The organism is Martinezella hainanensis (assembly GCF_900094555.1).
Classification (GTDB): domain Bacteria; phylum Pseudomonadota; class Alphaproteobacteria; order Rhizobiales; family Rhizobiaceae; genus Rhizobium; species Rhizobium hainanense.
This window is the reverse complement of the sequence record NZ_FMAC01000006.1, coordinates 100532-127190: the sequence shown is the minus strand read 5'-3', so window position 1 is coordinate 127190 and position 26659 is coordinate 100532. Positions and strand designations below refer to the sequence as shown.

24 protein-coding genes are annotated in these 26659 nt (G+C 59.8%); 10 read left to right on the top strand and 14 right to left on the bottom strand.

Translation table 11 applies throughout. The features are described from left to right. Nucleotides 1-152: 152 nt before the first annotated feature. The 6 genes from GA0061100_RS19760 to GA0061100_RS19735 form a co-directional block, all read right to left on the bottom strand. Nucleotides 153-614 (bottom strand): MarR family winged helix-turn-helix transcriptional regulator, encoded by a 462-nt coding sequence (locus GA0061100_RS19760; RefSeq protein WP_075854445.1) that lies wholly within the window; start codon nt 612-614, stop codon nt 153-155. A 106-nt stretch (nt 615-720) separates the two neighbouring features. After that, entirely contained in the window at nt 721-1437 is a 717-nt protein-coding gene (locus GA0061100_RS19755; RefSeq protein WP_075854444.1) for an SDR family NAD(P)-dependent oxidoreductase, read from the bottom strand. A 67-nt stretch (nt 1438-1504) separates the two neighbouring features. Continuing rightward, nucleotides 1505-1879 (bottom strand): P-loop NTPase family protein, encoded by a 375-nt coding sequence (locus GA0061100_RS19750; protein WP_075854443.1) that lies wholly within the window; start codon nt 1877-1879, stop codon nt 1505-1507. A 21-nt stretch (nt 1880-1900) separates the two neighbouring features. After that, entirely contained in the window at nt 1901-2791 is an 891-nt protein-coding gene (locus tag GA0061100_RS19745) for an NmrA family NAD(P)-binding protein (RefSeq protein WP_075854442.1), read from the bottom strand. 181 nt (nt 2792-2972) lie between these two features. After that, entirely contained in the window at nt 2973-3797 is an 825-nt protein-coding gene (locus tag GA0061100_RS19740) for an alpha/beta fold hydrolase (protein ID WP_075854441.1), read from the bottom strand. A gap of 81 nt (nt 3798-3878) precedes the next feature. After that, nucleotides 3879-4520 (bottom strand): HD domain-containing protein, encoded by a 642-nt coding sequence (locus GA0061100_RS19735; RefSeq protein WP_075854440.1) that lies wholly within the window; start codon nt 4518-4520, stop codon nt 3879-3881. 184 nt (nt 4521-4704) lie between these two features. Between GA0061100_RS19735 and GA0061100_RS19730 the strand changes: the two genes are divergently transcribed. Continuing rightward, nucleotides 4705-5706, top strand: a complete 1002-nt coding sequence (locus GA0061100_RS19730) for a helix-turn-helix domain-containing protein (RefSeq protein ID WP_143525473.1) — start codon at nt 4705-4707, stop codon at nt 5704-5706. 4 nt (nt 5707-5710) lie between these two features. Here GA0061100_RS19730 and GA0061100_RS34420 read toward each other — a convergent pair whose 3' ends face one another. Then, complete coding sequence (locus GA0061100_RS34420) at nt 5711-6043, bottom strand: Hsp70 family protein (protein ID WP_075854438.1); 333 nt, start codon at nt 6041-6043, stop codon at nt 5711-5713. A 459-nt stretch (nt 6044-6502) separates the two neighbouring features. Beyond that, nucleotides 6503-7837 (bottom strand): NtaA/DmoA family FMN-dependent monooxygenase, encoded by a 1335-nt coding sequence (locus GA0061100_RS19720; RefSeq protein WP_075854437.1) that lies wholly within the window; start codon nt 7835-7837, stop codon nt 6503-6505. A gap of 285 nt (nt 7838-8122) precedes the next feature. Between GA0061100_RS19720 and GA0061100_RS19715 the strand changes: the two genes are divergently transcribed. Beyond that, nucleotides 8123-9724 (top strand): ABC transporter substrate-binding protein, encoded by a 1602-nt coding sequence (locus GA0061100_RS19715; protein ID WP_075854436.1) that lies wholly within the window; start codon nt 8123-8125, stop codon nt 9722-9724. A 40-nt stretch (nt 9725-9764) separates the two neighbouring features. Here GA0061100_RS19715 and GA0061100_RS19710 read toward each other — a convergent pair whose 3' ends face one another. From GA0061100_RS19710 to GA0061100_RS19695, 4 genes are read right to left on the bottom strand one after another with little or no spacing between them, the layout of a single operon-like run. After that, complete coding sequence (locus GA0061100_RS19710) at nt 9765-10913, bottom strand: acyl-CoA dehydrogenase family protein (RefSeq protein WP_075854435.1); 1149 nt, start codon at nt 10911-10913, stop codon at nt 9765-9767. 17 nt (nt 10914-10930) lie between these two features. Next, complete coding sequence (locus GA0061100_RS19705) at nt 10931-11968, bottom strand: ABC transporter substrate-binding protein (protein WP_075854434.1); 1038 nt, start codon at nt 11966-11968, stop codon at nt 10931-10933. Nucleotides 11969-11979: 11 nt separating this feature from the next. Then, the gene (locus tag GA0061100_RS19700; RefSeq protein ID WP_075854433.1) at nt 11980-13158 is read right to left on the bottom strand and encodes an LLM class flavin-dependent oxidoreductase; all 1179 of its coding nucleotides are present in this window, start codon (nt 13156-13158) and stop codon (nt 11980-11982) included. Nucleotides 13159-13180: 22 nt separating this feature from the next. Then, nucleotides 13181-14785 (bottom strand): ABC transporter substrate-binding protein, encoded by a 1605-nt coding sequence (locus tag GA0061100_RS19695; RefSeq protein ID WP_075854432.1) that lies wholly within the window; start codon nt 14783-14785, stop codon nt 13181-13183. Between the two features lie 287 nt (nt 14786-15072). Here GA0061100_RS19695 and GA0061100_RS19690 point away from each other — a divergent pair, with 287 nt between their 5' ends. From GA0061100_RS19690 to GA0061100_RS19660, 7 genes are all read left to right on the top strand, one after another. After that, entirely contained in the window at nt 15073-16062 is a 990-nt protein-coding gene (locus GA0061100_RS19690; RefSeq protein WP_075854431.1) for an ABC transporter permease, read from the top strand. Beyond that, nucleotides 16059-17060 carry an ABC transporter permease gene (locus GA0061100_RS19685; protein WP_075854430.1) on the top strand — a complete coding sequence of 334 codons (1002 nt, stop codon included), beginning with the start codon at nt 16059-16061 and terminating at the stop codon, nt 17058-17060. Before GA0061100_RS19690 ends, GA0061100_RS19685 begins: the two co-directional genes overlap by 4 nt. Beyond that, complete coding sequence (locus tag GA0061100_RS19680) at nt 17060-18055, top strand: ABC transporter ATP-binding protein (RefSeq protein ID WP_075854429.1); 996 nt, start codon at nt 17060-17062, stop codon at nt 18053-18055. Before GA0061100_RS19685 ends, GA0061100_RS19680 begins: the two co-directional genes overlap by 1 nt. Next, nucleotides 18033-18968 (top strand): ABC transporter ATP-binding protein, encoded by a 936-nt coding sequence (locus GA0061100_RS19675; protein WP_075854428.1) that lies wholly within the window; start codon nt 18033-18035, stop codon nt 18966-18968. Before GA0061100_RS19680 ends, GA0061100_RS19675 begins: the two co-directional genes overlap by 23 nt. A 14-nt stretch (nt 18969-18982) precedes the next feature. Then, nucleotides 18983-20041, top strand: coding sequence for an aldo/keto reductase (locus GA0061100_RS19670; protein WP_075854427.1), 1059 nt, complete (start codon nt 18983-18985; stop codon nt 20039-20041). 61 nt (nt 20042-20102) lie between these two features. Beyond that, nucleotides 20103-21338: an acyl-CoA dehydrogenase family protein gene (locus GA0061100_RS19665; RefSeq protein ID WP_075854426.1), complete on the top strand. Its 1236-nt coding sequence runs from the start codon at nt 20103-20105 to the stop codon at nt 21336-21338. A 3-nt stretch (nt 21339-21341) separates the two neighbouring features. After that, nucleotides 21342-22763 (top strand): FAD/NAD(P)-binding protein, encoded by a 1422-nt coding sequence (locus GA0061100_RS19660; RefSeq protein ID WP_075854425.1) that lies wholly within the window; start codon nt 21342-21344, stop codon nt 22761-22763. Between the two features lie 60 nt (nt 22764-22823). Here the strand turns inward: GA0061100_RS19660 and GA0061100_RS19655 are convergent, their stop codons facing one another. Further along, a complete protein-coding gene (locus tag GA0061100_RS19655) occupies nt 22824-24443 on the bottom strand; it encodes an ABC transporter substrate-binding protein (RefSeq protein ID WP_075854424.1) in 1620 nt (539 codons plus the stop codon). A 339-nt stretch (nt 24444-24782) separates the two neighbouring features. Here GA0061100_RS19655 and GA0061100_RS19650 point away from each other — a divergent pair, with 339 nt between their 5' ends. Then, nucleotides 24783-25793 (top strand): LysR substrate-binding domain-containing protein, encoded by a 1011-nt coding sequence (locus GA0061100_RS19650; RefSeq protein WP_075854423.1) that lies wholly within the window; start codon nt 24783-24785, stop codon nt 25791-25793. Between the two features lie 6 nt (nt 25794-25799). Here GA0061100_RS19650 and GA0061100_RS19645 read toward each other — a convergent pair whose 3' ends face one another. Then, complete coding sequence (locus GA0061100_RS19645; RefSeq protein ID WP_075854422.1) at nt 25800-26648, bottom strand: NADPH-dependent oxidoreductase; 849 nt, start codon at nt 26646-26648, stop codon at nt 25800-25802. Nucleotides 26649-26659 lie beyond the last annotated feature (11 nt).

The following is a 26659-nucleotide window of genomic DNA, read 5'->3' as shown; positions in this document are numbered from 1 at the left end:
TGCATCAAGTTCTTGGGGGCTCTTTCTCATGAAATTAGGAGAGCCGGATCGGTGGAGAAATCAACCGGTTGACTGTGAAGGTGCCGGATCGATGGCGGGATCTGGTAATAATTGAGAATGGATGCCGGCCGCTATCGTTGAAACACGGTGCATCACTCTTCAGGCGGGTTCGCCGCCAGTTCGCCCACAACGACCTCTCGCAGTCCCTGTCGCAATGTTGCGACATTCTGGGCGCCGTTCAAATGTTCGAATTCCCGCTGTGCTTGTTGCCAAAGCGGGGCTGCTTTCTCGTGGAGGCGCCTGCCTTCATCCGTCAATTCCACGAGACGAAAACGGCCATCAGCAGGCGATGATTTTATCGCCACGTAGCCGTCGCGCTCCAGGAAGCCCACCATCTTTCCCATCGCCGTCCGCTCGATATCGAGTCGTTCGGCCAGAACGTTGACCGCAGCACTGCCAACCTCAGCGAGGGCCGCCAATGTCAGGAATTGCGTAATACGCAGACCCGCGCGTTCAAGATGACTGTCGTAGAACCGGGAAATCTGTCGGCTGGCTTTTCTCGCGGCAAAGCAGTTGCATTGATCTATTCCGAGCGGTTGACCTGCTGACAACATCTCTTTTCCTTTCAATTTTCCGCCCATTAGGGCCATAACGGGCCAGCCGAAGGAACCTCGTCCGTTATGGCTTTCGGTAAACTGCCACGCTTGCCATTTCCAGCGCTTAGATCAACCCTGCTGGCGGCATGATATAGCCGGGCAACTCGGCAGCAAGCGTGCTCTTCAGCAGCGCGGTGCCCTCGTCGGCCATGATCTCGCTCTTGCCCGCGGCAAGTGCGTCATAGGTCTTGCGGACCACATCCTGCGGGCTGGATTTCGGCACGTCGATGCCGTTGGTCAAGTCCGTATCCACGAATCCGACATGCAGCCCGAGGACCTCGATGCCGCGGTCGCGAAGATGAAAGCGAAGCTGGTTCGTGTAGCTCCACGCGGCTGCCTTCGACGCGGCATAGGGCGTGAGATAGGGGCGCGGCAGCCACACGATGTCGGACAGAACATTGATGATGCCGGCACGGGGCTTGGACGACAGGATCTGCTCAAAGGCCTGCGTGACGCGAGCCACGCCATAATAGTTGATATCGAACAGCTGCTTGGACTGTGCTTCGAAATCGCGGGCAAGTGGCCCGTCGATCAAGGCTGCGGTGCCGGCGTTGTTTATCAGCAGCGTCGTATCCCTCGCGATTTCGGCAGCGGCGGTAATCGATGCGGTATCCGTGACATCGATCCTGACGGGTATGATGCCCGGCTCCTCGAAGCCGTTCGGGTTGCGCATGCCCGCGTAAATTTTCGCAGCTCCTCGGTTGCGCGCCTCTCGTGCGAAAGCTAGGCCGAGGCCGCGATTGGCTCCCGTAATGAAGACGGTGGCGTTGGTGATATCCATGACGCATTATCTTTCCTAAAGCCGCGGGTCAGGACACCAAGTCTTGTGCCGCCCGCGAAGGTTGGGTTCAAAGAAAAAGATCTTCCGATAGCTGGTCTGACAGTGCCTCTCGCAGATGGGTCGCGAGTGATAATAGCGGACCAATCGGGCTCATTCGCACGCTCACATGGGGCACGGTCCCATCCGCATTGTGGTCGACGACGACAACGGCGCTCAGGCTCTCTCCGGTCGTCAGAACCGCCTCGTATTCGAGAAACAGTCGCGAACCGACGGTTTCAAGAAATGTAGGTTTCTGCGACGCGTAGAAGGTTCCGACCGTGTCGACGACCAGGCGGATCGCCTCGCGTCCTTTAATGGCGCCGCGCAGCACCGAACTGGTCAATTCAGCCTTCTCGGTGAGGTCATCGAGAAAGGGGTGACGTGCATCTTTCAAACTTGACATGGTTTAACCTCCAGCTTGCCTTCACGATGCTTTCGCGAAGACGGCACGATTGTTGACGATGAACTCCTGGACCGAGAGTGCTGGCTTGCCGGTGATCTTCTCCACAGCATCGCTGGCGCCTGAGAAGATGCCGTCGCGATAGTTCTGAGCGACTTCAACCAGATGCTGCACAAGGAAAGGAGGGAATTTATAGAGATTTTCCATCTTGTCCTTGAAGACTTCGATCGAGGTCGGCGCGTATTCGATCCTGGCGTCAAGCACATCGCTCATCGCGGCAGCGATTTCGGTGTGATTCAGTTCGATCGGGCCGGTGAGCGTGTAGGTCTTGCCTCCATGGCTTTCCGGATTGGCCAGTATATGGGCGATGACACGGCCCTGGTCGTCGGTCGCGATCGGCGCGTGACGGCCATTCTCGAACGGAAACTCGATCTTCCTCGTGGCCGATATCTCCTTGGCAAAATGCGGATAAACAAGCCAGTCAGCGAAGAAGGTCGGGCGAAGATGCGTTGTCGGGACACCGGACCAGTCGAAGACCCGTTCGGAAACCCAATGATCCTGTGCCGCGTGGCTTGCCGATTCACGACGTGCCGAAATCTGCGACATGTTGACGATTGCCTCGACGCCCGCTTCCTTTGCCGCCTGCGCGAAGTAAGCGGCGGCCCCGATGATCCCTGGTGCGATGGGATGAAGGAAATAGGCTGATCGGACGCCTTCCATGGCGGCTCGGATATCGTCTATATCAGTGAAGTCTCCAACGGCGATATCGACACCGCGCTGCCTCAGCGCCGCCGCCCGCTCGTCATCCGAACGCACATAGGCGCGTACTGACTTCCCCATCTTCAGCAATTCATCGATCGCGGCGCCTCCGGTCCGTCCGGTCGCGCCGCTGACGAGAATGGTTGCTTCGCTCATGGTCTGTTCCTTTCCTGTTTGGGAGCGTTTGCTTTCCAAACGATATAGGAGCATATGCTCTTATATTCAAGAGAGCATATGCTCCTAATGTGATCGCGCGTTCATTTATGACTTTGCACGGTCTCCCCACGAGCGATGCATCCTTGGCGATATCTCGCCCGGCAGGTCGCTCGAAGAACGATTATTCGCGGAGGAAGGCCAGGATATCGGAATTCAATTCCTCCGCATTGACGGTCAACAAGCCATGCGAATAACCGGAATAGACCTTGAGGCGACCATGCTTGAGCAGCTTCACCGAGAGCGGGGCGGAATCCTCATAGGGGACGATCTGGTCGTCTGTGCCGTGCAGCACCAGCGTCGGCACGTCGATCGCCTTGAGGTCCGTGGTGAAATCCGTCTCCGAAAACGCTTTGATACAATCGTAATGCGCTTTCGCTCCGCCCATCATACCCTGACGCCACCAGTTATCGACGACGCCAGGGATAGATTTGGAGCCGGGCCGATTGAAGCCGTAGAAGGGGCCGCTTGGCAGATCGCGGTAGAGCTGTGCGCGGTTGGCCGCCAATGCAGTGCGTATGCCATCGAACACGCTAAGAGGCAGTCCGCCCGGGTTGCTTTCTGTCTTCACCATGATTGGGGGAACGGCACCAGCCAGCACCGCCTTCGCAACACGCCCCCTGCCATGACGGGCAACGTATCGCGCCACTTCTCCTCCGCCGGTCGAATGACCGATGTGGATCGCATCCCGAAGGTCGAGGGCCTCGACGAGTTCCGCGACATCGGTAGCGTAGGTGTCCATATCGTTTCCACTATCCGTCTGTGTGGAGCGGCCATGACCTCTCCGGTCATGGGCGATCACCCGATAGCCCTTGTCGAGAAAGAAGATGAGCTGCGCATCCCAATCATCCGCCGACAAGGGCCATCCGTGGTGGAAAACGAGCGGCTGGCCTGTTCCCCAATCCTTGAAGAAGAGTTCGGTACCGTCCCTTAGTTTAAGAATACCCATGTTAATCTCCGTTCGTGCGCCTCGGTGGTCGATGATTTGTGATTGCGAGAATCCTGCGGCAAGCAGCCCGCCGGATCCGGCTCAGGCTTGCCAGGGCGAGCGGCGAATGACGCTGCAGAAGTTGCCAGGATGAAAGCTGTGATCCTTATCGGCGACGACGTCGGCTTTGACGTTGCCGAAGGTTGTTTCCGGTTTGTGTTTGATGCCGTCGTAGAAGGCCTGGATGATGTCCTCCTTGAAGTGGATCGTGCGGGGGTGCGCTTTCACGACAGCTTCGCGCTGGACATCGGAAAACTCCTGATAGGTCAGGCCAAGGACATCCATCTCGACGCCGGCGGTCACAAGGGCGACAACAGGATGCATGAACTCGGGAATACCGGGCGTCGTGTGCAGGGCAATCGCGGCCCAAACCAGATCGATCTCCGCCTCGGAGATGCCGCGGCCTTTGAGGAAGTCACGGGCGACATCGGCGCCATCGACCTCGAAGCGCTTGTTGGGACTGCTGTGTTCGTGCAGTAGCCCCATGTCGTGAAACATCGCTCCGGCATAGAGGAGTTCGCGATCAAATTTCAGACCGCGCCTCACGCCCGAGAGTGCCCCGAAGTAGTAGACTCGGCTCGAGTGATGAAAGAGGAGCGGCGGGGCTGTGGTGCGAACCAGCTCCGTGATCTCCTTCGCGAGCTTGCTGTCCGGGATCGAAACACCTTCGACATTGAACGACATGCGCGGTCACCTCTCGGTTGGCGGTTCAGACGTCTTGGTCATGGCCTAGTGTGCGGCGGCTCTTTCGGGACAGTCGGTTCCACTGCTGGCTGCGGATGCCTGCACTCGTCAAATGGTAGAGATGTGATGGGATGAGGTCTGGTAGGAAGGCGCCCGAGTTGGTATCAATCAACCGAGATCGTTTTTGATCTCAATTGATGGCTCGCATTTCCTTTGCGCGGCAATGCGCAGGGAACAGGATCAGGAAAATTCCAAGAGAATCTTGACCGCATGGGAGGTTCGCGTGCTCGCCGATCGGGTGTCCTTCGCCATTAGCAAGGGATACAGAATCCCGCCGCCTCCGACCGTCGCCGCTCGGATTGCTGGCGCGTCGGAAATTGCGTTCTCGCACTTCAAGAACTTGGAGCCTCAGCGTGGCCTTTCCATGCCATCTCCTCGCGAGGAGGCTTTCGTCTTCAATATCCCGTTAGCGCCGGCCCGCTATCCGATCGTCTCTATCGATGGAAGGCGACAATCCGTCGTTCAGGATCCGGGAAAAGCCTATCTATTTGACTTAACCTCGAGAAACGAAGTTAGCCTGGAGGCAAGTTATGACAGCATACGCATTCATCTGCCGCAAACCACCATCGACTGCATGGCCTATGAGAGGGGCCTTCCCCGAGTTGGAGGTCTCCGGGCCGATTGCCTCGGACAAGACGACGTCGTCCTTTACCGCCTCGCGCTAACGGTATTGCCTGCCATACTCAATTCAGTGCAGGTCACCACAGCATTTATGGAGTACATTGCTTTAGCGTTGCATGATCACGTCATCTATACTTATGGCAATATTCGGAGAAGCGCCAGCACGACGGGCGGGCTGACACCTTGGCAGACCCGCCGCGCTTGCGACTTCATCGAGGCGAATCTCGCTGCCGATCCTTCCATTGCTGAGCTTAGTCGGGAGTGCGGTATCTCCGCGAGCTATTTTGCACGCGCCTTTCGCGTCACGTTCGGTATGACGCCTCACCAGTGGATCACAAGAAGGAGGATCGAGCTGGCAAAGTCGTTAATGGCGCAGACTACGGAAAGCCTCGCCGAGATCGCCGTCATGTGCGGGTTCGTTGATCAAAGTCATTTGGGGCGGCATTTCCTCAGGCTGGAGAGCATCAGTCCCGCCCAGTGGCGCCGGCGGCGGCACCCTGAATAGGGTTTCATTCGGCAATCGACACATCGAAGGTTCCGCCACCCAGATCGAAGACCAAGAACCGGCTTTCATCCTCACGCTTTTGAAGCCCGTAGGCGAGGGCGGCTGCCGTGGGTTCATTGATCAGGCGCTCGACTTTCAGACCGGCCAGTTCCGCGGCCGCTCGGGTTGCGTAGCGTTGACCATTGGAAAAATATGCCGGCACGGAAATAACCGCCTTCGTCGGTTTTTCGCCGGTTGCCGCTTCAGCATCGGCAAGCAGGCTGCGCAAAGCAAAGGATGACAGTTCCTCCGGGCGGAATACGCGCCCGCCCAGCTTGGTTTCCCGCGGCGCGCCCATGTAGCGCTTAAACGCAGCAGCGCTGAGATTCAGGTGACTGACGAGGCGGTCGCGCGCCGCGTGGCCGACGACACTCCACCTTCAGCCAGCGAACTGCAGAAAGTGTCAGCACGCTGCCGGATGAATTCGGGAGCAGTACCGATTTGCCGTTTTCGCAACGGCCTATCAAAGAATTCGTCATGCCGAGGTCAATGCCAATGATCATGGAATGTCGTCAATCAAGATTGCGTTCCAGTGCGATATAGGGAGCGTTTACAATCTTGGAATAGTGAGGTTCAGCATGCCTGACTGATATTGCAATCGGAGTGGGCCAAGGTGACAGATCAATGGTTTGCGGTGTCCGGGGTGCGTTTCTGGCGGCGATAAATCTGTGGGTCAGCGTCAGTATGGCAATGTCACCAGAGGCAATTACAACTTTCGTCGAAACGCCCGTAGCGTCCATGGATTACGACAAGGCGGTCAGTCCATGTCGGTGTTTTTCCCGCCTTTGAATGGATAAGGCAAGCCATACCGATCGCGGATCGTCTTGTTGTCATAGGTCGTCCTGTAAACGCCGCGCTCCTGAAGAAGCGGAATGACGTTGGCGACGAACTCTTCGATATCGTCGGGCGCTCGTGGCGGCTGCAACGTGTAGCCATCCACCGTACCGTCGGCCCAAAGGTCTATGATGGCATCGGCGACCTCCTCCGGCGTGCCGAGCACGAGGCGATGGTGCCCTTCGGAACGGCGCACCGCTTGGCGCGCCGTCAGCTTTTCGTGAGACAGAAGGTCCGATAGTCCCAGACCCATGCCGACGGCCTGGATGCGATTGGGATCGGGGATGAAGCGCTCAGGATCCAGAACCGCATCCGGATCGAAGCCATCGGGATCGATGCCGTTATCCCTGATGAAGCGGGCAATCAGCCCGTCCTCCGAGCCTGTACCGCTAAAGAGCTCATGCTTGCGCAGGGCTTCCTCGCGGCTCTTTCCCAGAATGGTCACCAGTCCGGGAACGATGCGTATTCCGGAAGGATCACGCCCGAGAACCATGGCCCGATCCTTGACCTTCCTGCCAAAAGCTTGGCCTGCGGGCCGAGAGAGAATGTTGCAGTAGATGATCTCGCCATGGCGGGCCGCTAGATCGATGCCGCCCTCGGAGGCGCCCGCCTGTGCGATCACCGGATGACCCTGTGGTCCGACAGGGACGTTCAGCGGTCCTTGCACAGTAAAATAATCACCGGAATGGTCGATCGCCTGTGCGCTTGCCGCGTCCCAGAAGCGATTTTCCGGGACGTCGCCTTCGCGTGCCGGGTCCCAGCTCGACCAGAGCTTCTTGGCGACATCGAGGAATTCGGACGCCTTCGCATAGCGCTCGCTGCGTGGCGGCAAAGGTTCCGCGCCGAAATTGGCGGCAACATTCGGATTGAAGGAGGACACGATGTTGATGATCATGCGCCCGCCCGAAATGATATCGGCGGACTGTGTGCGCCTGGCAAGATTATAGGGTGAGTTATAGGTGGACGACATCGTCGCAACGAAGCCGATATCCGGCACCTGTGCTGCCAGCGCGGTGCACAGGATCAAGGGATCGATCGTATGAAAGGGACGACCATTCGGATCGGTCATCAAGGCGGGATGATCGGAGAAGAAGACCGCGTCGAACAAGCCTTTATGTGCCAGCTCCGTCAGCCGGCGATAGTAGTCGGGGTTGTTGATGTCATGGCGGTCGCCGGTGCGATAGCGCCAGGCATTGGCGAGGTAACCTGTCGTGTTGACGCCGACATTGAGATGGAGCTGTCGTTTCGTGGTCGTCATGCGGCTGCGCCTTTTGTTCCGTGAGGGCGATGCACGCTAGTTCGCGCGGGCAATTCCCTACAGAATTTATAGACTAATATCGTTCAAGCCGGGGAAAATAATTTCCGTCGATCGCAAGACGAGTGGGCGCCTGCATCATTCTGCGTCGCAAATATCGAATATCCGGGCACGGGAAGGATTGCTTTCGCAGCGCGCTAGAAAAACTGACTTTGGATCTCGTGGTTTCGTGGCGATCATTTTCGCGACGGGTCATCGTGCCCACAACGCCAATTTCGGAGCGAGCAAATGTCGATCAATCGCCGTCACTTCAACCAATTGCTGCTCCTGGGAGGCGCGGGCCTCGCCTTCGGCGGCATTCCGTCATGGGCAGGCGCCGCGGAGACGCCGGTGAGCGGCGGAACCCTGAACTGGGCTTACTATCCCGATCCGACAGCACTGATCGCGATCAACACGTCCTCAGGCACGGGACAGGCGATCGGACCGAAAATCAACGAGGGCCTTCTGGATTTCGACTATGACCTCAACCCAACGGCGCTGCTGGCCACATCGTGGAAGGCGAGCGATGATGGTCTGCGCTATACTTTCACGCTGCGCAAGGGCGTCAAATGGCATGATGGCAAGGACTTCACCTCCGAGGATGTCAAGTTCACCATCTTTCGCCTGAAGGAAGCGCATCCGCGCGGGCGCATCACCTTTCAGAACGTGACATCGGTCGAAACGCCCGATCCCCTGACGGCCGTCATTGTTCTTTCCAAGCCGGCCCCTTACCTGATTTCGGCGCTCGGCAGTTCGGAATCGCCGATCGTGCCGAAGCATGTGTACGAGACCTTCAAACCGACCGAGCAGCCGACCCTTGCGCAGACGATCGGCACCGGTCCCTTCATCCTCAAGGAGTGGGTGCCAGGCAGCCACCTGATCTTCGACCGAAATCCCGATTATTGGGATGCGCCGAAGCCGTATCTCGACCGCGTTGTCCTGCGCGTCATTCTCGATCCGGCGGCAAGGGCTGCGGCGCTCGAGACGGGGGAGATCGATATCGGCGCGAATCCCGTACCGCTATCGGATATCGAGCGGTTGAAGGCCAATACAAACCTTGTCGTCGATACCACGACCTACGCCTATTCCGGGCCGCAGCAGCAGCTGTTCTTCAACTATGAGAACGAGATCTTGAAGAAGAAGGATGTACGGCTGGCGATCGCGCATGCGATCGATCTGCAGAAGCTCGTGGATATTGCCCTGTTCGGCTATGCGCAGGTTTCGCCGAGCCCGATCAGCACCGCTTTGCCGAAATGGTATGATCCGAGCATCAAGGCGCGCGAACCCGACCCAAAGCTTGCCAACAAGCTGCTCGACGATGCCGGCTATCCGCGCGGCGCAAACGGCACACGTTTCAAGCTGCGTCTTGCCTATAACTCTTTTCTCCAGCCCTCCTATGCCGATTTCATCAAGCAATCGCTTGCCGCGATCGGCATCGATGCCGAGATCCTGAAGCTCGATCTCGCCACTTTCCTGAAGACCGTTTACACGGATCGCGCCTGGGACCTGGTGATAGAATCCCTATCCAATACGTTCGATCCGACGCTCGGCGTGCAACGCGCCTATTGGTCGAAGAACTTCAAGATCGGCCTGGTGTTCTCCAATGCCAGCCACTATTCCAATCCGGAGGTCGACGCTGTTCTTGAAGCTGCCGCCGTCGAGCCGGATGAGGACAAGCGCCGGCAGCTTTGGTACAAGTTCCAGCACATCATCCATGATGATATTGTGTCCGTCGATCTGGTGGCGGCAGGTGCGCAGATCGTTGCCAACAAGCGGGTGAAGAACTTCGCACCGGGAGCGCAGGGCATCAACAACAGCTTCGGCCAGATATGGCTGAGCCCGAACGCCTGAGAGGCCCGGAGAGTTCGCGCGCCGCTATCAAAGAGCCGGCTTATACAAGCCGGCTCAATGCGTTTCTGGCTGCGATTGTGCGGATCATATGGCTTTGCGGCGCATGCGACCGGGCAGTGATTGCGTCGCGATGATGGCGCTCGAGCTGGAAGTCGCGATTGAGGCCGGGATTGCCGGCAAGTTCGAGTGCCAGGCTGGTAATGGCAACGGCATTGTCGATGACGACATGGCGGACATGCATGCCATCCATCCCCACTGGCCTGCCGGTATCGACATCCTCGCCCAGCGAGCGAAGCAACCGTGCATTTGTCGCAAGCCGTACCTCGATTTCACCCAGCCCGTCCTGGATGCGCGGCACGGTCGCGATCGGCGCGCCAAGGCTGGCGGGGGCGTGCTTGCTCACAAAGCCAAGAACGCGATTGCGTGCTGATGTCGCGACGCCATGATAGACCGCGCCCAGCAAGCCGAAGAAGAAGGCGGCTGCATGCTCGTCGCGGCGGATCGGTTCGCTGGCCGGCTGCGCCTCGATGAGATCGTCGAGCGGCACCGACACATCTTCGAGGATGATATCGTCGCTTGCCGTCGCGTGCATGCCGGCCGCATTCCAGCTCTTCTCGACGCGCAGGCCAGTAGCGTTCGTCGGCACCAGAAAGGAGGCAAGGCGCGGTTCCTGCTCGTCGGTGACGGCAAGAAGCGATACCCATTTAAGAATAGGGATGCCGGTCACATAGCTCTTATGACCCGTGATGCGCCAGCGATCGCCGTCGCGGCGCGCGACCGTTTCGGGCAGGGCGCCATGGGCCGGTGAGCCGATGCGCGGTTCGGCCTGGGCGTTGTTGATCAGCGCCACACCCTGCCTGTTTGCCGATAGAACACGTTCAGCCAGATGCGCGGGCCATTTGCCGAAGCGGCGGATGGCAAAGTGTGAAGTGTAGTGCATGGCAAGCACCAGCGCGGTTGACGGTTCGCCGCGGGCGATCTCACTGATAACGGCCTGCGCCGACGTCAGGCCCTCGCCATGGCCGCCGTGATCTCGACCGCTGACAAGGCCAAGCAGGCCGGCATCGAACAGCTTGTCGAAGTTTTCGAACGGAAATGCACCGCTCGCATCATAATGGGCGGCGGTTTCGGCAAAATCGTCGGCAAGGCATTTGGCCTTGCCGACCAGATCGGTGATTGTGTCGGCCATCGTTGTTACAACATCAATCAGGCGACGGCACGTTCGGCAAAACTGTCGAGATGACGGCGGTCCACCCATTCGCCTATGTCAAAATCGCCGGCGAGAAAGCCGAAATCACGCAGGAAATTCTTGTAGTGCTCGACGGCGTCGACGAGTTCCGGTTCCAATCCCAGGCCGAGATGGCGATGGATTTCCGGGCCATTGGCGGCAAGGACCTGTTCCTCCGTCGCCCCGGATTCCCGCGCCACGAAGCGGCGGGTTTCTTCCGGATGCGCCTCCGCCCAGGAGCTTGCCTTGAAGATCGCCTCGATCAGCTTTCGCACGAGATCGGGGCGTTCGTCGGCCAGCAGGTCGTCGACGGTCAGCACGCGTGGCGAACCGGAATTGATGCGGATTTTCGGATCGGGATGGAAACCGAATTCGGCGACCTGGATGGCGCCGATGAGATTGGCGACGTTGATGCCGGCGGTTCCCTTGACATAAATGGCGTCCACTTCGCCGCGCAGCAGAGCGGCGATCTCCTCGCCATAGGCCTGCCTGCGCTTGAGACCGAAGAGGGAGGGACCTTCCTGGCTCGCGAGGACGGAGTCGGCAAGCGCGATCTCGACAATCTCGACATCGTTGATGGAGAGGCCTTCGAGCGAAAGGGCCGAGACGAGACCCTTAAGTGCTGTGGCGCGCATGAAGTCGACGATCCCTTCCGGGCGGCGGGCAATGCCGAAACGCCGACCCTTGAGATCCTTCGTCGTCCTGATACCGGTTTCCGGCAGCGTGATGATCGCCTGAAACTCATCCGTCCAGGTAATGCCGACGAGGCGGGTGCGACGTCCTTCCGAGCGCGCGCGAATGGGCGGCACATTGCCGCCATGCCGGAAGGACCAGTCGAGCGTATGGTTGAAATGGCTCTGCCGGATGTTGCGATCCGGAGAGTCGATGATGGATTTCAGCGCGACACCTTCGGCACGAAAGCCATCTTCGAGATAGCCGAGTTGTGCCGCAAGTCCGACCGGTGTCGGAACGGGGCAACGCGTGTACCAGATTTCGGAAATTGCATTGCTGGTCATGATCGTTCCTTTCAGTTGCGAAGGCCGGCCTGTTTCATCAGCGGCAGAACCTCGCTTCCGAAGAATTCGAGGTCGTCGCGGAAATCGAAGAAGCTGAGCTGAAGGCCGTCGATACCGGCTGCCTTCAGTTTGAGAAATTGATCGACCACCTGTTCGGGAGAGCCGATGACGCGGATATTGCCGCCGACGAAACGATAGGGGTCCTGCGGATCACGGCCCTTCCAGGCCTGGGCGTCGGAGTTCAGCGACTGGAAACCCTGCGGGGAGCGCTGATCGGCATGGGCGACGATCCGGTCCGCCAGCTCCCAAGCCTCTTTTTCGGTCGGCCGACAAATGACCATCGGATTGAGCAGGGTGCGCACGGTGCGTCCGACATCGGCGGCGGCATCCTTCACCCTCTTCGTATGGGCGGGCAGGGAGGCAAGAGCGCTGTCGATATCGGCACCCGTCGGGCTGGTGATGAAGACGATATCGGAATAGCGGGCGGCGAAGGCGATGCCGGCATCCGAGCCGGTCGCGTTCACCAGGATCGGCCGGCCGAAATTCGGCTTCGGCGTGACGAAGCCGCCGCCGAGCTTCCAGCTGCTCTGACCCTCGAAGGAGTAGTTCTCGTCGTCGCTCCAAAGTCGCTGTACGACCTCGAGAAATTCGGCCGCAAGCTCATAGCGCTTGTCATGTTCGATGCGCTGCCAGCCGAACATTTCGTGCTCGATGGCCCGATGTCCGGTGACGACATTGATGCCCCACCGGCCGCCAGTGATGTGATCGAGCGTAGCGCCGAACTTGGCAAGGTGCAGCGGATGCCATGGCCCGTAAAGGACATGCATCGTGGAGATGAGCATGATCTTCTTCGTGAGGCCGGCGAGCGCCGCCGTCGAGACGAAACTGTCGAGTGCCTGGCCGTTGAAGACGCCGCCATAGCCGCCCTTGGGAAGCCATTGCGACAGTGCGAACACGAGATCGAAACCCAGCTCCTCCGCACGCAGCGTCAGCGCCTTATTATAGTCGAAGCGCCAGTCGGTGGAGCGTTCGAGCGTCGATTGCGTCCAGCCACCGGCCTGGATCGGCAGAAAGAGGCCGAGCAGCACGGGTTGTTTCAGCGCCTGCGACAGCGGGCTATCTGGAAAATCGGTCGGCGCGGCGAATTTCGGCAGACCCACGATGGAGCCGGGAGGGTGCTGGATGGACATGGCGTTCCGTGCTTTCGATGCTTCAGGCGGTCGCGACATAGGCGTAGGCAAGGCTGCCCGCTATGCCTTCGCCGCCGAGCGTATGATCGGCGATGCGCTTGTTGTAGATAGTCAGTTCCGGCTGACTGACGATGTCGAGAGCTGGCAGGTCCTCGACGAGGATCTCCTGGATCTGCCGCCATTGTTCGACCCGCTTTTTCGGGTCCACCTCGATGGCCGAGGCCTCTAGGAGAGCATCAACCTTCGGATTGCTATAGGCGGAGCCATTGGAGAAGGGCACGCCGGGCTTGAAGTTCTTGCTCCAGTAAAGCCGCTGCACGCCGACGGTCGGATCGAAGAGATTGCTCATTCCTTCATAGGCGAAATCGAAGTCGCGATCGGTGTAGATGCGCTTGGTATAGGTGGCGAAATCCTGGCTGCGCACCGTTACCTCGACACCGACCTTTGCAAGCGCCTGACGGATATATTCAGAGCCGCGGCTATAGGGTTCACCGCTCGGCACATAGTCGAGATTGAGGCGAAGGCGCACGCCATCCGAGCCGCGTGGATGACCGGCTTCATCCAGCAGCTTTTCTGCGGCGCTAAGGTCGATCGGATAGGTCTTCAGATCGGGGACATACCATTTCGTCAGGTTGGGGTTGATCGGGCCGGGGATAGGCTCGCCGTAGCCGTAGTTGATGGTATTGCGGATCACCTTGCGGTCGATGACATGGGCGAAGGCCCGTCGCACGCGAATATCCTTGAAGACCGGCTTCTCGAGATTGAATTCGATGCGGCTGACGCCATTGGCGTATTGATAGCCCCTTGTCTCGAAAGCGAGGCTGTCGAGGCTCTTGAAGCGTTCGAGATCGCTCAAGGGGACGGGCGTTGATGGCGCCAGATCGATTTCGCCGGTTTCGATCGCGATGGAGCGGGCAGCGGCATCGGGGATGAAGCGGACGATCAGCTGATCGAGATAGGGGCGAGGCTGGTCCCAATAATCGGGATTGCGCTCATAGACGATGTGGCTGCCGCGTACCCATTCCTTGAACCTGAATGGTCCCGTGCCGACGGGCGCCAGATTGACCGGATTTTCGGCGATCTTCGTGCCCTCATAGAGATGCCGGGGAACGATCGGAGACTCCGACGCCGCGAGTGCAGTAATCAGGTAGGGCGCGGGCTTGGAAAGCACCAGAATTGCGGTCAGAGGATCGGGCGTTTCGATATCGACAAGATTGAGAAACGTGTTGCGCCCGCGTGGGTGAACGTCCTTGAGTGTCCTAATCGAAAAGGCAACATCGTCAGCCGTAAACGGCTTGCCATCATGCCATTTGACGCCTTCGCGCAGCTTGAAGCTGTAGCGAAGGCCATCGTCGCTGACTGTCCATTGTCTGGCCAGCAGAGGCTGCGGGTTGAGGTCGAAGTCGTAAGTCAGAAGCCCCTCGGTCACCTTCGGCGACACATAGACCGAGTTGAAAGCCGTGTGGGCGATAGTGGTCAGAACCGGCGGTTCGGCAGAGAGCAGCAGAGTTGCCGAGCCGCCACGGGTTGGAGCAGCAAATACCGCCGTTCCCGTCATGACGGTCGCGCCCAAGGCCGCGGACGACAGCAGAAAACTGCGGCGAGAAATTGCTGGGAGTCTGATCATCTAAGGTTGCCTCGTGTCTCTGTGACCGCGCTGCGATTTGCCAGCGGCGGCTGGTTTTATCTTCTCGATGAGAGTGGTTCCCGTAGGTTCCCTTATTCTCTTTGTTTGATTTCTTAGGAAAAATAACTTTAGTTTATTTAATACTTGGTGATTTATTCCAATTTCGCCTTATAATTTGAGAAATTATGGAAATATCTACCGATATTGATTTGACAAAACCTACAGATTTAGTCAACTACTATTGCGATGCAGCGGCCAGAAATCTGTGGCGCTGCCGAGGGGTTTTGATGTCAGCATATATGCGGATAGGGCGAACGCTACGCCGGACAGCCATTCAGGCAGTGCCGACCGTATTCGGCATCGTCATCCTGAATTTCTTCCTACTGAAGCTGGCACCGGGTGACGCGGCCGATGTCATGGCGGCCGAAGCCGGTTCGGCAACGGTCGAGACGATGGCAGCCCTGCGAGAGCGTTTCGGTCTCGACAATCCGATCCTCGTGCAGCTTGCGAATTATCTCAATAATCTCGCGCATTTCAGCCTTGGCTTTTCGCCGCGCTACGGCATGCCGGTGGCCGATCTGATTGGCCAGCGCTTGCCTGGCACCCTGACCCTGATGTTGGCCGCGCTCATCTTTGCGATCGTGATCGGCCTGACACTCGGATCGTTGATGGCGAGCTTTGCCGGACGGCTGCCGGACCGGCTGATCTCGATCGTCTCTCTGCTCTTTTATTCGATCCCGGGTTTCTGGATCGGGCTGATGCTGATCCTCCTGTTTTCCGTGAAGCTCGGCTGGCTGCCGAGCGGCGGCGACAGCACCATCGGCTCGCGATTGACCGGTCTGCCGGCGCTGCTTGACCGGGTGCGCTACATGGTGCTGCCGGCCATATCGCTCGCGCTCTTCTATCTCGCCATCTACGCAAGACTGACGCGCGCCGCCATGCTGGAGGTCAAGTCGCAGGATTTCGTGCGTACCGCGCGGGCGAAAGGCGTCTCGCCATTCATGCTGACGACGCGGCATGTGCTGCGCAACGCGTTGATCCCGATCACCACCATGGCCGGCATGCATTTTGGCGGGATGCTTGGTGGCGCCGTCGTCGTCGAAACCGTTTATAGCTGGCCCGGTCTCGGGCGATTGGCCTTCGAGGCGGTCATGGCCCGTGATTTCAGCGTGCTCCTCGGCATCCTGCTTCTCTCCTCACTTCTCGTCATCATCGCCAACGCTGCAGTCGACCTTCTGCAAGCCTGGCTGGACCCAAGGATCGGAGCAAGCCGATGAAAGCGCAGGAGCTGAAAGTCTATGCGGATACGGCACGTGACTTTCCTGCAGAGGCGTCAGAAACACAGGCAAAGGCTGCGCCTGTTCCGGAACGCCGCTGGACCCATGTTCACGCGCCCGATGCGCGCACGACAGCGGTATCGGGCGGGCGCTGGCAGGGGCGCCGGCGCGAGCTCAGGATCTTTCTTGCCAACCCCAATGCGCTCTTCGGCTTAGCCGTCCTCTTCGGCATCGTGCTTGCCGCCCTGCTTGCGCCGGTGTTCTATCCCGGCGATCCGCTGGAGATGGTGGCGCGCCCCTTCCTGTGGCCGGGGCAGAATCCGACCTATCCGCTGGGCACGGATTCCATGGGCCGCGATGTTCTTGCTGGCATTCTGCACGGCGCTCAGATCTCCCTGACGGTCGGTATCGCTGCGACGTTGCTCGGCCTTGGTGCCGGTGTGACCGTCGGCGCGTTTGCCGGATATTTTGGCGGCCTGGTCGATGATCTCCTCGTCAAGCTCATCGAAATTTTCCAGACCATACCAAGCTTCGTTCTCCTCGTGGTTCTGGTTGCGATCGCGCAGCCGACCACATCGACCGTGACGATTGCGATCGCGATCGTCAGCTGGCCGACGGTTGCGCGGCTGACCCGCGCCGAATTCCGCGCCATTCGGGAAAAGGATTATGTGCTCGCCGCCCGCAGCCTAGGCTTCGGCCATGCCCGCATCATCTTGCGGGAGATCCTCCCGAATGCCCTGCCACCCCTGATCGTCACGTCCTCGGTTATGGTCGCCAGCGCGATCCTGATGGAATCGGCGCTGTCTTTCATGGGGCTTGGCGATCCCAACCGTGTCTCCTGGGGCTCCATGATCGGTGCCGGACGCGACGTGATCCGCACGGCCTGGTATCTCACCGCCTTGCCGGGCCTTGCGATCGTTTTCACGGTCCTGTCGCTTAATCTCATCGGCGATGGCCTGAACGACGCGCTTAATCCCCGCTTCTCGGAGGAGCGCTGATGACCGGGCTTCTGGATGTTCGCGATTTCTCCGTCGGCTTCGGCGCGGCACAGCCCGTTAAGGGTGTCAACTTCAGCGCCGCAGCCGGCGAGATGCTGGCGATCGTCGGGGAATCCGGTTCCGGCAAGTCGCTGACGGCTCTCGGCCTGATGGGGCTTTTGCCCCGGCATGCGAAGACGGCGGGCGAGATCGTCTTTGACGGACGCGATCTCCTGAAATTGCCCGAGCGCGAGATGCGTGGCATTCGCGGGCACGACATCGCCATGATCTTTCAGGAGCCGATGACCTCGCTCAACCCCGTACTGACGATCGGCGACCAGATCATCGAAGTGCTGCGCATTCATGAAAAATTGAGCCGGAAACAGGCGCGCCAGCGTGCGATCGACCTGCTTGACCTTGTCAGCATCCCGGAGCCTGGCAAGCGCGTCGACGACTATCCGCATCAGCTTTCGGGCGGCATGCGTCAGCGCGTGATGATCGCCATCGCCGTCGCCTGCAATCCGCGGCTACTGATCGCCGACGAGGCGACGACGGCGCTCGACGTGACGATCCAGGCGCAGGTGCTGCAACTGCTCGATCGCCTGCGCAGCCAGCTCAACATGGCTGTGATCCTCATCACGCATGACCTCGGCATCGTCGCGCAATGGGCCGATCGTGTCGTCGTGATGTATGCTGGCCGAAAGATCGAACAGGGCCTGCCCGGCGCGTTGTTCGAGACGCCCTATCATCCCTATACGCAAGGCTTGCTTGCCGCTTCGCCGCGGCTGAAAGCCGACTATCACTATCGCGACGGGCCATTGACCGAAATTCGTGGTTCGATTGTCTCGGCAGCTGGCGAGCAGGGCTGTTCGTTCCGGCCGCGCTGTCCGGTGGCACGACCGGCCTGCGGGCAAGCCGTACCGCCGCTTGTCGCAGTTTCGGCCAGCCGTGAGGTCGCCTGTCCCTATGTTCCAGCCGTTGTGGAGAGAGCCCATGTCGCTTCTGTCGGTCGATAGGCTCTCCACGCACTATCCCGCCGCGGCTGGGACAGTGCGGGCCGTGGATGACGTATCGCTTGAGATCCTTGAGGGTGAGACCGTGGCGCTGGTCGGTGAATCCGGCTGCGGCAAGTCGACCCTTGGCAAGTCCTTGATGCGCCTCATCGATCCCACCTCCGGACAGGTGACCTTCAAGGGACGCGATATCGCTGCAATGTCGGGCAAGGAATTGCAGGCGATCCGCCGGCACATCCAGATGATTTTCCAGGACCCGTTTGCCTCGCTCAATCCGCGCCAGACGATCCGCGCGATCCTGACGGCGCCGCTTGCAGTCCACGGCATCGGCGATCGCAAGAGCCGCGATGCCATAGCGGCTTCGATGGTTGCTCATGTCGGCCTGCCCCCGGATTCGCTCGATCGCTATCCGCATGAGTTTTCCGGCGGCCAGCGTCAACGCATCGGCATTGCCCGCGCGCTGGTCCTGCAGCCGGAGCTCGTCATCTGCGACGAGCCCGTTTCCGCACTCGATCTGTCGATCCAGGCGCAGATCCTCAATCTTCTCGTCGAGATGAAGACGGAGTTGTCGCTTTCCTATCTTTTCATCTCCCACGATCTTTCGGTCGTGCGCTACTTCGCCGATCGCGTGCTGGTCATGTATCTCGGCCGCATCGTTGAAAGCGCGCCGACGGCAAGGCTCTGGAGCGATGCCAAGCATCCCTATACGCAGGCGCTGCTTTCCGCCGTGCCTGATCCGTCGCGGCGCAAGCAGGCCGCGCCGATCACCGGCGACCTGCCAAGCCCACACAATCCGCCATCCGGCTGCCGTTTCCACACGCGCTGTCCGCTCGCAACAGACATTTGCCGGACCGACGATCCGGCCTACCGCCAAATGGGCAGCGGCCATGCGGTTGCCTGCCATCACGCAGAATGAAATGGAGAAATGACATGGTCGACTATCGCTATCTCGGGCGCAGCGCGCTGAAAGTATCGCCCCTTACTCTTGGAACCATGATGTTCGGCGGCCCGACGCCCGACGACGTCGCCTTCCGCATCATCGACAAGGCTCGCGATCAGGGCATCAATTTCATCGATACCGCCGATGTCTATCATGACGGCAAATCGGAAGAGGTAGTCGGTCGTGGCATCAAGGCAAATCGCGATCATTGGGTGCTGGCGACGAAGTTCGTCAACTCGCACACGAAAGGCCCCAATCTCGGCGGCCATTCGCGCAAGTGGGTGATCGAAACGGTCGAGAACTCCTTGCGCCGCCTCAACACCGATTACATCGACATCCTCTATTTCCACCGCGCCGTTTTCGATGCGCCGCTGGAAGAGCCGGTGCGTGCGATTGCCGATCTCATTCGCGCCGGCAAATTGCGCTATTTCGGTGTCTCGAATTTCCGCGGCTGGCGCATCGCCGAGATTTCGCATCTTGCCGACCAGCTCGGCATCGATCGGCCCGTCGCGAGCCAGCCGCTCTACAATATCGTCAATCGTACCGCCGAGGCCGAGCAGCTGCCGGCCGCCTATCATTATGGTCTCGGCGTGGTCTCCTACTCGCCGCTGGCGCGTGGCGTGCTGACGGGCAAGTATGAGCCCGGTCAGGCGCCGGCGGCAGACACGCGCGCTGGCCGCGGCGACAAGCGCATTCTTGAAACCGAATGGCGTCCTGAATCCATCACCATCGCCCAGGAAATTGCCGCGCATGCTGCCGCCAAGAACGTTACGCCGACCGAATTCGCCATTGCCTGGGTGCTGAACAACCGGCTGATCACCTCTGCGATTACGGGGCCGCGTACGGAAGAGCACTGGGACAGTTATTTAAGTGCCCTCGATGTCAAGCTCACCGCCGAGGACGAAGCCCTGGTCGATCGCCTTGTCACGACAGGCCATCCGTCCACGCCGGGCTTCAATGATCCGAGCCATCCAGTCGAAGGCCGGGTTCCCGTGAGCGCTGCCGGCGATGCTGAAAACGTCGTCCCGCTTGCCCGCGCCGTCGCGTAACGACCAAGCCCAAGGCCCTGCTTGAGCAGGGCCTCTCCTTCCGGCGCGAAAAGAACCGTTCATGCCCACCATCGTTTCATCAGTCATACCTTCCGCTCCCGCAACGACCGATCGGGCGACGCTGCTTGCAAGGGTGCCAGATCTTGCCGCGGAAGTCGCGAGAGATGCGGCAAGACGGGACCTCGAGCGCGAGCTGCCGCATGAGGCTTTCGAGCTGTTCAGGCAAGCGGGCCTTGGCGCGCTGCGCATACCGACGAGCCTTGGCGGGCCTGGCGGATCGGTGCTCGACTACATCGAGATGGTGATGGCGATCGCCGCCGCGGACTCCAACGTTGCTCATGCGCTCAGGAGTCATTTCAATTTCACCGAGGCCTTATCGCTCAATCCGGGCAGCGCGGTCGATCGCACGCAGCTTGCCCGCGTCCTGAGCGGCAAGCTCTTCGGTGGCGCCCACACGGAACAGGGGACGAAACGCCCCGGAGAGGTGACGACACGACTGACGAAATCCAGCGATAGCTTCAGGCTCAACGGGCGAAAGTGGTATGCGACCGGCACGGCGTTTGCCGACTTTGCCTCGTTCAGCGCCAAGGACGATGAAGACCAGCTCGTCAGCGTCTTGCTGCCGGTCGATCGCAAGGGGATCACCATTCTCGACGATTGGGATGGCATGGGGCAGCGCCTGACGGCAAGCGGCGGCGTGCTTCTTGATGACGTGGAAGTGCTGCCGCATGAGATTTCGAGGCGTGGGCTGAACACCTTGATCGGCAGGCATACGTCCACGCTGCGTCAGCTTCATCTCGCCGCCTCGATGGCAGGTGCGGTTCGCGGCGCGCTGAACGAGGGTACGGATTACGTGCGCAGGCAGGCGCGCTCGGCGGCTCATAGTGCGGCCGAGACAGCCAATGCCGATCCGTTCGTGCAAAAAATATTGGGCGAGATCGCAGCCAATTCTTTCGCCGTCGATACGCTGATCCGCGAAAGCGCCCGCGCGCTCGATCGGACGGCTGCGGCCTTCGCCGGCGATGATCCGCAGATTTTGGAGACGGCTCTGGTCGAAAGCGCGCTGACGACGGCGCGCACCCAGATCGTCGCATCGCAACTTGCCCTTGCCGCCGCGACCAACGTCTTCGAGCTCGGCGGCGGTTCGGCGACATCGCGCCATCTCAATCTCGACCGCCATTGGCGCAATATCCGCACCGTGCTCAATCATAACCCGCTGCTGCACAAGGCGCGGGTGGTGGGTGACTATTACATCAACGGTACGACGGCGCATCTGGAAGAAGGCAAGGTCTTCTGAGCCATGTACATCGACCCGCATTCTCATCATTCCGTCGTCATCGTCGGTGGCGGCTTTGCTGGCGCCCTGACGGCGATCAAGCTGCTCGACAAGACGGAGGTGCCGCTTTCAATCACGATACTGGAACCTCGCGAGGAGCTCGGGCGCGGAGTCGCCTATAGCACCACCGAGGCCGTTCATCTCGTCAATGGGCCGGCGAGCACATTTTCCCTTTATCCGGAGGAGCCTGATCATCTCGTTCGCTGGCTCGCCGGCAATGCCTCCCAATACGGCTGGACACCGCCCGCCGATATCGCCGGTAGCTTCCCGCCGCGCTACATCTTTGGAACCTATGTCCGCGATGAGCTGAACCGTGCAATCACGGGCGCACGAGCAGGATCGACATTCCGGCATGTCAAGGCTTCGGCGACCGGCCTTGTTTCCGCTCCGCACAAAGTGCGGATCACGACGAGCGCGGGTCAGAGCCTGGAGGCTGACGAAGTCGTCCTGGCGCTTGGTGTCTTCCAGCCTCCACTCAATCCACGGGAAACTTCCGTTGCGGATCATCCCGCTTTTGTGGCGTCTCCCTGGGATGCAGCTGCCTTGGATCGCGTGGTGAATGCCGACGAAATCCTGCTCATCGGGTCGAGCCTGTCGATGGTCGATGCGGTCGCCAGCATGGAAGCGCGCGGTTTTCGCGGCCGATATCAGGCGATATCCAGGCGCGGCCAATTGATCGAAAGCCGGCGAAACGTCGCGCTCGAGCGTGATTTTCTCGCCGAAGGACCTTTGCCGAGGACGGCGCGCGCGTTGCTATCGATCGTCAAGGCCGAGCGCCGCGCATTGGCCGCTGCAGCCAAGGATTGGCAAGCGCTGCCGCTTGCGATCCGGCCCTATATTCTGCCTCTATGGCAAAAGGCTGATGATGCGGAGAGACTACGATTTGCCCGCCATCTGCGTGCATTTTGGGACGTGACCGCCCATCGGGCCGCGCCCGAGAGCTATCGCGCCGTCACCGATGCGATTGCCGAGGGCCGCTTCCGGCATCAGCCGGCACGATTGTTCGGTCTGAAGCCCGCCGGCGACTTGATCGCAGCCACGCTAAAGACTCGATCAGGCACTCATAGGCAGTCCTTCGGCGGCATTATCGATTGCCGTGGTCATCAGCTGCACGACTGGCGACGCATTTCCGATCCCTTCGTCAGGAGCCTTGTCGAAAGCGGCGAAGTGCGTCCGCACAGCACCGGCTTCGGCATCGATGCCACACCAGAGGGCGATGTCATCTCCGAAGAGGGGCGGGTTCACCGCAATATCAGCGCCATCGGCCATCCACTTAGAGGTGTTGCCTGGGAGTCGAGCTCGATCACCGAACAGCGTGCTCAGGCGATCGCGCTGGCGGATCGTATCCTGAGCAAACTCACTCCTCTTGCTCTCGCAGCTTCGTAAGTCGACAGAAAAGAAGGGGGGCCGCATCGCCCCCTGAAGAGAATACGCCGTTTCCGCGCGTCAGCCTTCGCCTTCCTTGATATAGACGTCGGCGAAATTCGATTGCACGCCTTCGGCGCCAGTCGTGTGGTTCTTGACGCGCTTGTTGAAGACGGTGACATTTTCGAGCGCGATCAGATTGATGACGGGAAGCTCGTCGGCGATAATCTTCTGGAAGTCGTTGAATTCCTGCTTGCGCTTTGCTTCATCGACCTCGACCGATGCCGTCTCGAGCAGGCGATCGACCTCCGGGTTCTGATAGTGGCTTGCGTTGGAGAAGGGCAATCCCAGCTTGAAGTTCTTCGACCAATAGATGCGCTGTACGCCGAGCGTCGGGTCGAACTGGTTGCCGAGATATTCCGCCGTCAGGTCGAAGGCACGCTCGGTATAGACCTTCTGGATGTAGGTCGAGAAATCGTAGGAGTCGATCCTTGCATCGATGCCGATGCGCGCAAGGTTCTGTTTCAGATATTCGGCAACGCGCTTGAAGCCCTCATTGTAGGAGTTGTGCGTCAGGCGTAGCGAGAAGCGGTTGCCGCTGCCGTTTCGCTTATAGCCGGCTTCGTCAAGCAATTGCTCGGCCGCCTTGAGATCGAAGGCATAGGGCTTGATTGACGTATCCAGATATTGCGGCAGGAAGGTGCTGATGGGCGTCGGCGAGACGTGCCCGTAGCCATACCAGACCGTATTGAGGATGACGTCGAGGTCGATCGCGTGGGCGATCGCGCGGCGGACGCGGACGTCCTTCAGATGCTCGTTGTCGAGATTGAGGATGAGCTGTGTCTGGTCGCCCTTCGTCTCGTAGCCGCGCGAATCGATGCCGATATTCGGCAGCGCCTTGATACGTTCGAGATCGGCGAGCGGAATGGGATTGTCGCCGCCGAGATCAAGTTCGCCGGTTTCGAAGCCGGCCGCACGGGCGGCGCCATCGGGCACGAAACGCACGACGATCTGATCGAGGTAGGGCTTGCCGGCATCCCAGTAGTCGGGATTGCGCTCGAGAATGATATGGGAGCCGCGTACCCATTGCCGGAAAATGAAGGGGCCTGTGCCGATGGGCGCGCTGCCGTTGGGATTGGTCGGAACATCGGCGATCTTCACGCCCTCATAGATATGTTTAGGCACGATCGGGGATTCGGCCGCATAAAGCGCCTTCAAGAGATAGGGCGCCGGCTTGGAGAGGCGGAATATCGCGGTCAGCGGATCAGGCGTATCGATCGCGATGACGTTGGCGAATGAGCCGCGCCCACGCGGATGGACCTGCTTCAGGAGCTCGATCGAATAGGCCACGTCCGCCGAGGTAAACGGCTTGCTGTCGTGCCATTTGACGTTGGGTCTGAGCTTGAACGTATAGGTCAGTCCATCGGGAGCGACCGACCATTCGGTTGCGAGCTGCGGCTTTGGCGTGAGGCCGAAGTCGTAGGTGAGCAGGCCTTCGGTCACTTTCGGACTGATTTTCTGCGTTCCACCGGCGGTATGGGCTAGCGCCAGGATGGTCGGCGGCTCGGGTTCGACGATGAAATTGAGCGTGCCGCCTCTTGCCGGTGTCGGCTCCGCCGCGCGTGCCGCGAAGGATGGGAGGAGCGTCGCCGCGGTAGAGAGTAGCAGCAGGTGATTGAAACGGCGGCGATTGATGGTCATTGGATTTCCTTGCCGGCTAAACAGATGCGGTTCCTATGCGAAGTGTGGCGGACGGCGCAGAGCGGCCTTGAGCCGCACGCGGTCGGCGCATCTTCGGGTCCCAAGCCGGTAAAACGGAAGAATGTTTTTCTCGCTCGTTGAGAAAGAAAAGCTTCGCGAAATTCGTTTCGCCCGGGGATAGTCAAATACGATTATCTATTAAAAATATAGACTATTCCGGATTTTTAGTTTTTGCTTCCCTGATGCTCTCCGGGCATGGAAGAAAATGTCCGTCCGCTTGCCGGTAAACGCAAAGCGCGTTCTCGTCTTTGATGGCCGTATTGTGCTGCAATCCGCGTCATGAACACGATCGCGCACACCCGAAAAAAAGCCATCCAGCCGACCTTGGCGCGGCTACCGCCATTGACCTCGCTGCGTGCCTTCGTGGCGACGGCGCGGCATCTGAATTTCCTCGGTGCGGCGGAGGAGCTGCACGTCACCTCGGCCGCCGTCGGACAGCAGATCCGGCTGCTTGAAGACTATCTCGGACAGCCGCTTTTTCATCGTGCACGCGGACAGCTGCAGTTGACGGCTGCCGGTATGGCACTGGTTCCCGGGCTGACAGATGCTTTCGACGCCGTTCTCGAGACGATGACGCAATTCGTCGCCAGCGATCATGATCTGCCGATCCGGGTGTCCGTTGCGCCGTCCTTTGCCAGCAAATGGCTGATCCCGCGGCTGGATGGGCTAAGGCGGGCAGCACCGGGCTTGCAGATCCTCGTCGACGCCTCGACGCAGCTGACAGATCTCAACAGCGGCGACACCGATTGCGCTATCCGCTATGGCGGCGGCGGTTATCCGGGCCTGGTCGTCGACCATCTCTTCCCTGAAGCCGTCGTGCCGATCTGCAGCCCGGAATTTGCCGAGCGGCACTGGCTCTGGAATGATCCGCAGGCGATCGAGGGTGTGCCGCTGCTGCACGAGGACGGGGTCGAGCACGATCATTCCTGCCCCGATTGGAGTGCCTGGCTGCGGGCCGAAGGGCTGTCATGTCGGCTGCCGCAGGGCGGTTTCCGCCTCAACCAGTCATCGCTTGTCATCGATGCGGCGCTCGCAGGGCAGGGACTCGGTCTCGGCAAGGTCCGGCTGGCGGAGGCCGAGTTGAAGGCCGGACGCCTTGTCAGTCCCTTTGGCAGTCCGCAGCCGGTGAGCTTCTCCTATTTCTTCGTGACGACGGCTGCCAATGCGCGGCTGATGCGTGTCGAGCTCTTCCGCAATTGGCTGCAGGCGGAGGCCAGGGCATTGCGAGCAATTGGCGATGTCTTATCGTGGCACTCGCTCCGCAAACTCGATATCGCTGCCGCTGAATAAGGCCGATTACTTCAGCCTGAAACCGAGGCGGCGCGCAGCAACCCCGAGCAGATGGCGTCCCTTCAAGGCCTCGACGGTGCCGATCCGGTTTTTCACCTGTACCGTCCAGTCTATGCGCGGCATGCGCTGTTCGGCCTGAAAGTCCTGCAAGACCGTATTGTAGTGACGCAGATCGTCCGACCTGCGGCTGCGATCGTAGCGTTCATGATGCAGGACGGCCGTCTGTGGCAGCCGCGGCTTTACGGCGGCTGGTGTGGCCGGATCGGGATAGCCGATCGTCAGCCCGAAGACCGGAAACACGCCTTCCGGCAATTCCAGTTCGCGCGCCACGGTTTCGGGATCGTTGCGGATCGCACCGATATAGCAGGTGCCGAGACCTTGAGACTCAAGCGAAACGACGGCATTCTGCGCCGCAAGCGCTGCGTCGATGACGCCGAGCAGGAAGCTCTCGACATAATCCAGTCCATCGGCCGCGGAACCCTGATCTGCCGCAATGCGGCGCGGCCTGGAAAGATCGGCAAGCCAGATCAGCAAGAGCGGCGCCTGTGTGATCTGCCTTTGCGTTCCGGCAACGGCATTCAGCTTGGCCTTGCGCGCCTCGTCCCTGACAGCAATGACGCTCCAGGCCTGCAGATTGGATGAACTCGGTGCCGATTGCGCCGCTGCGATTGCAAGGTGGAGAATATCGTCGGAGACCGCTTTCGGCAGATAGTCGCGAACCGTGCGATGGGAGAGCAGCGTCTCGATCGTTTCGTTCCAGTCCGCACCGATATGCTGGCTGTTGCGATAACGCTCTCCGATAAGAGCGGCGAGCCGATCGTCGTCTGGAAGCCTCGCGGTCGTTGCTGATGTCATGCTGTTTCTCC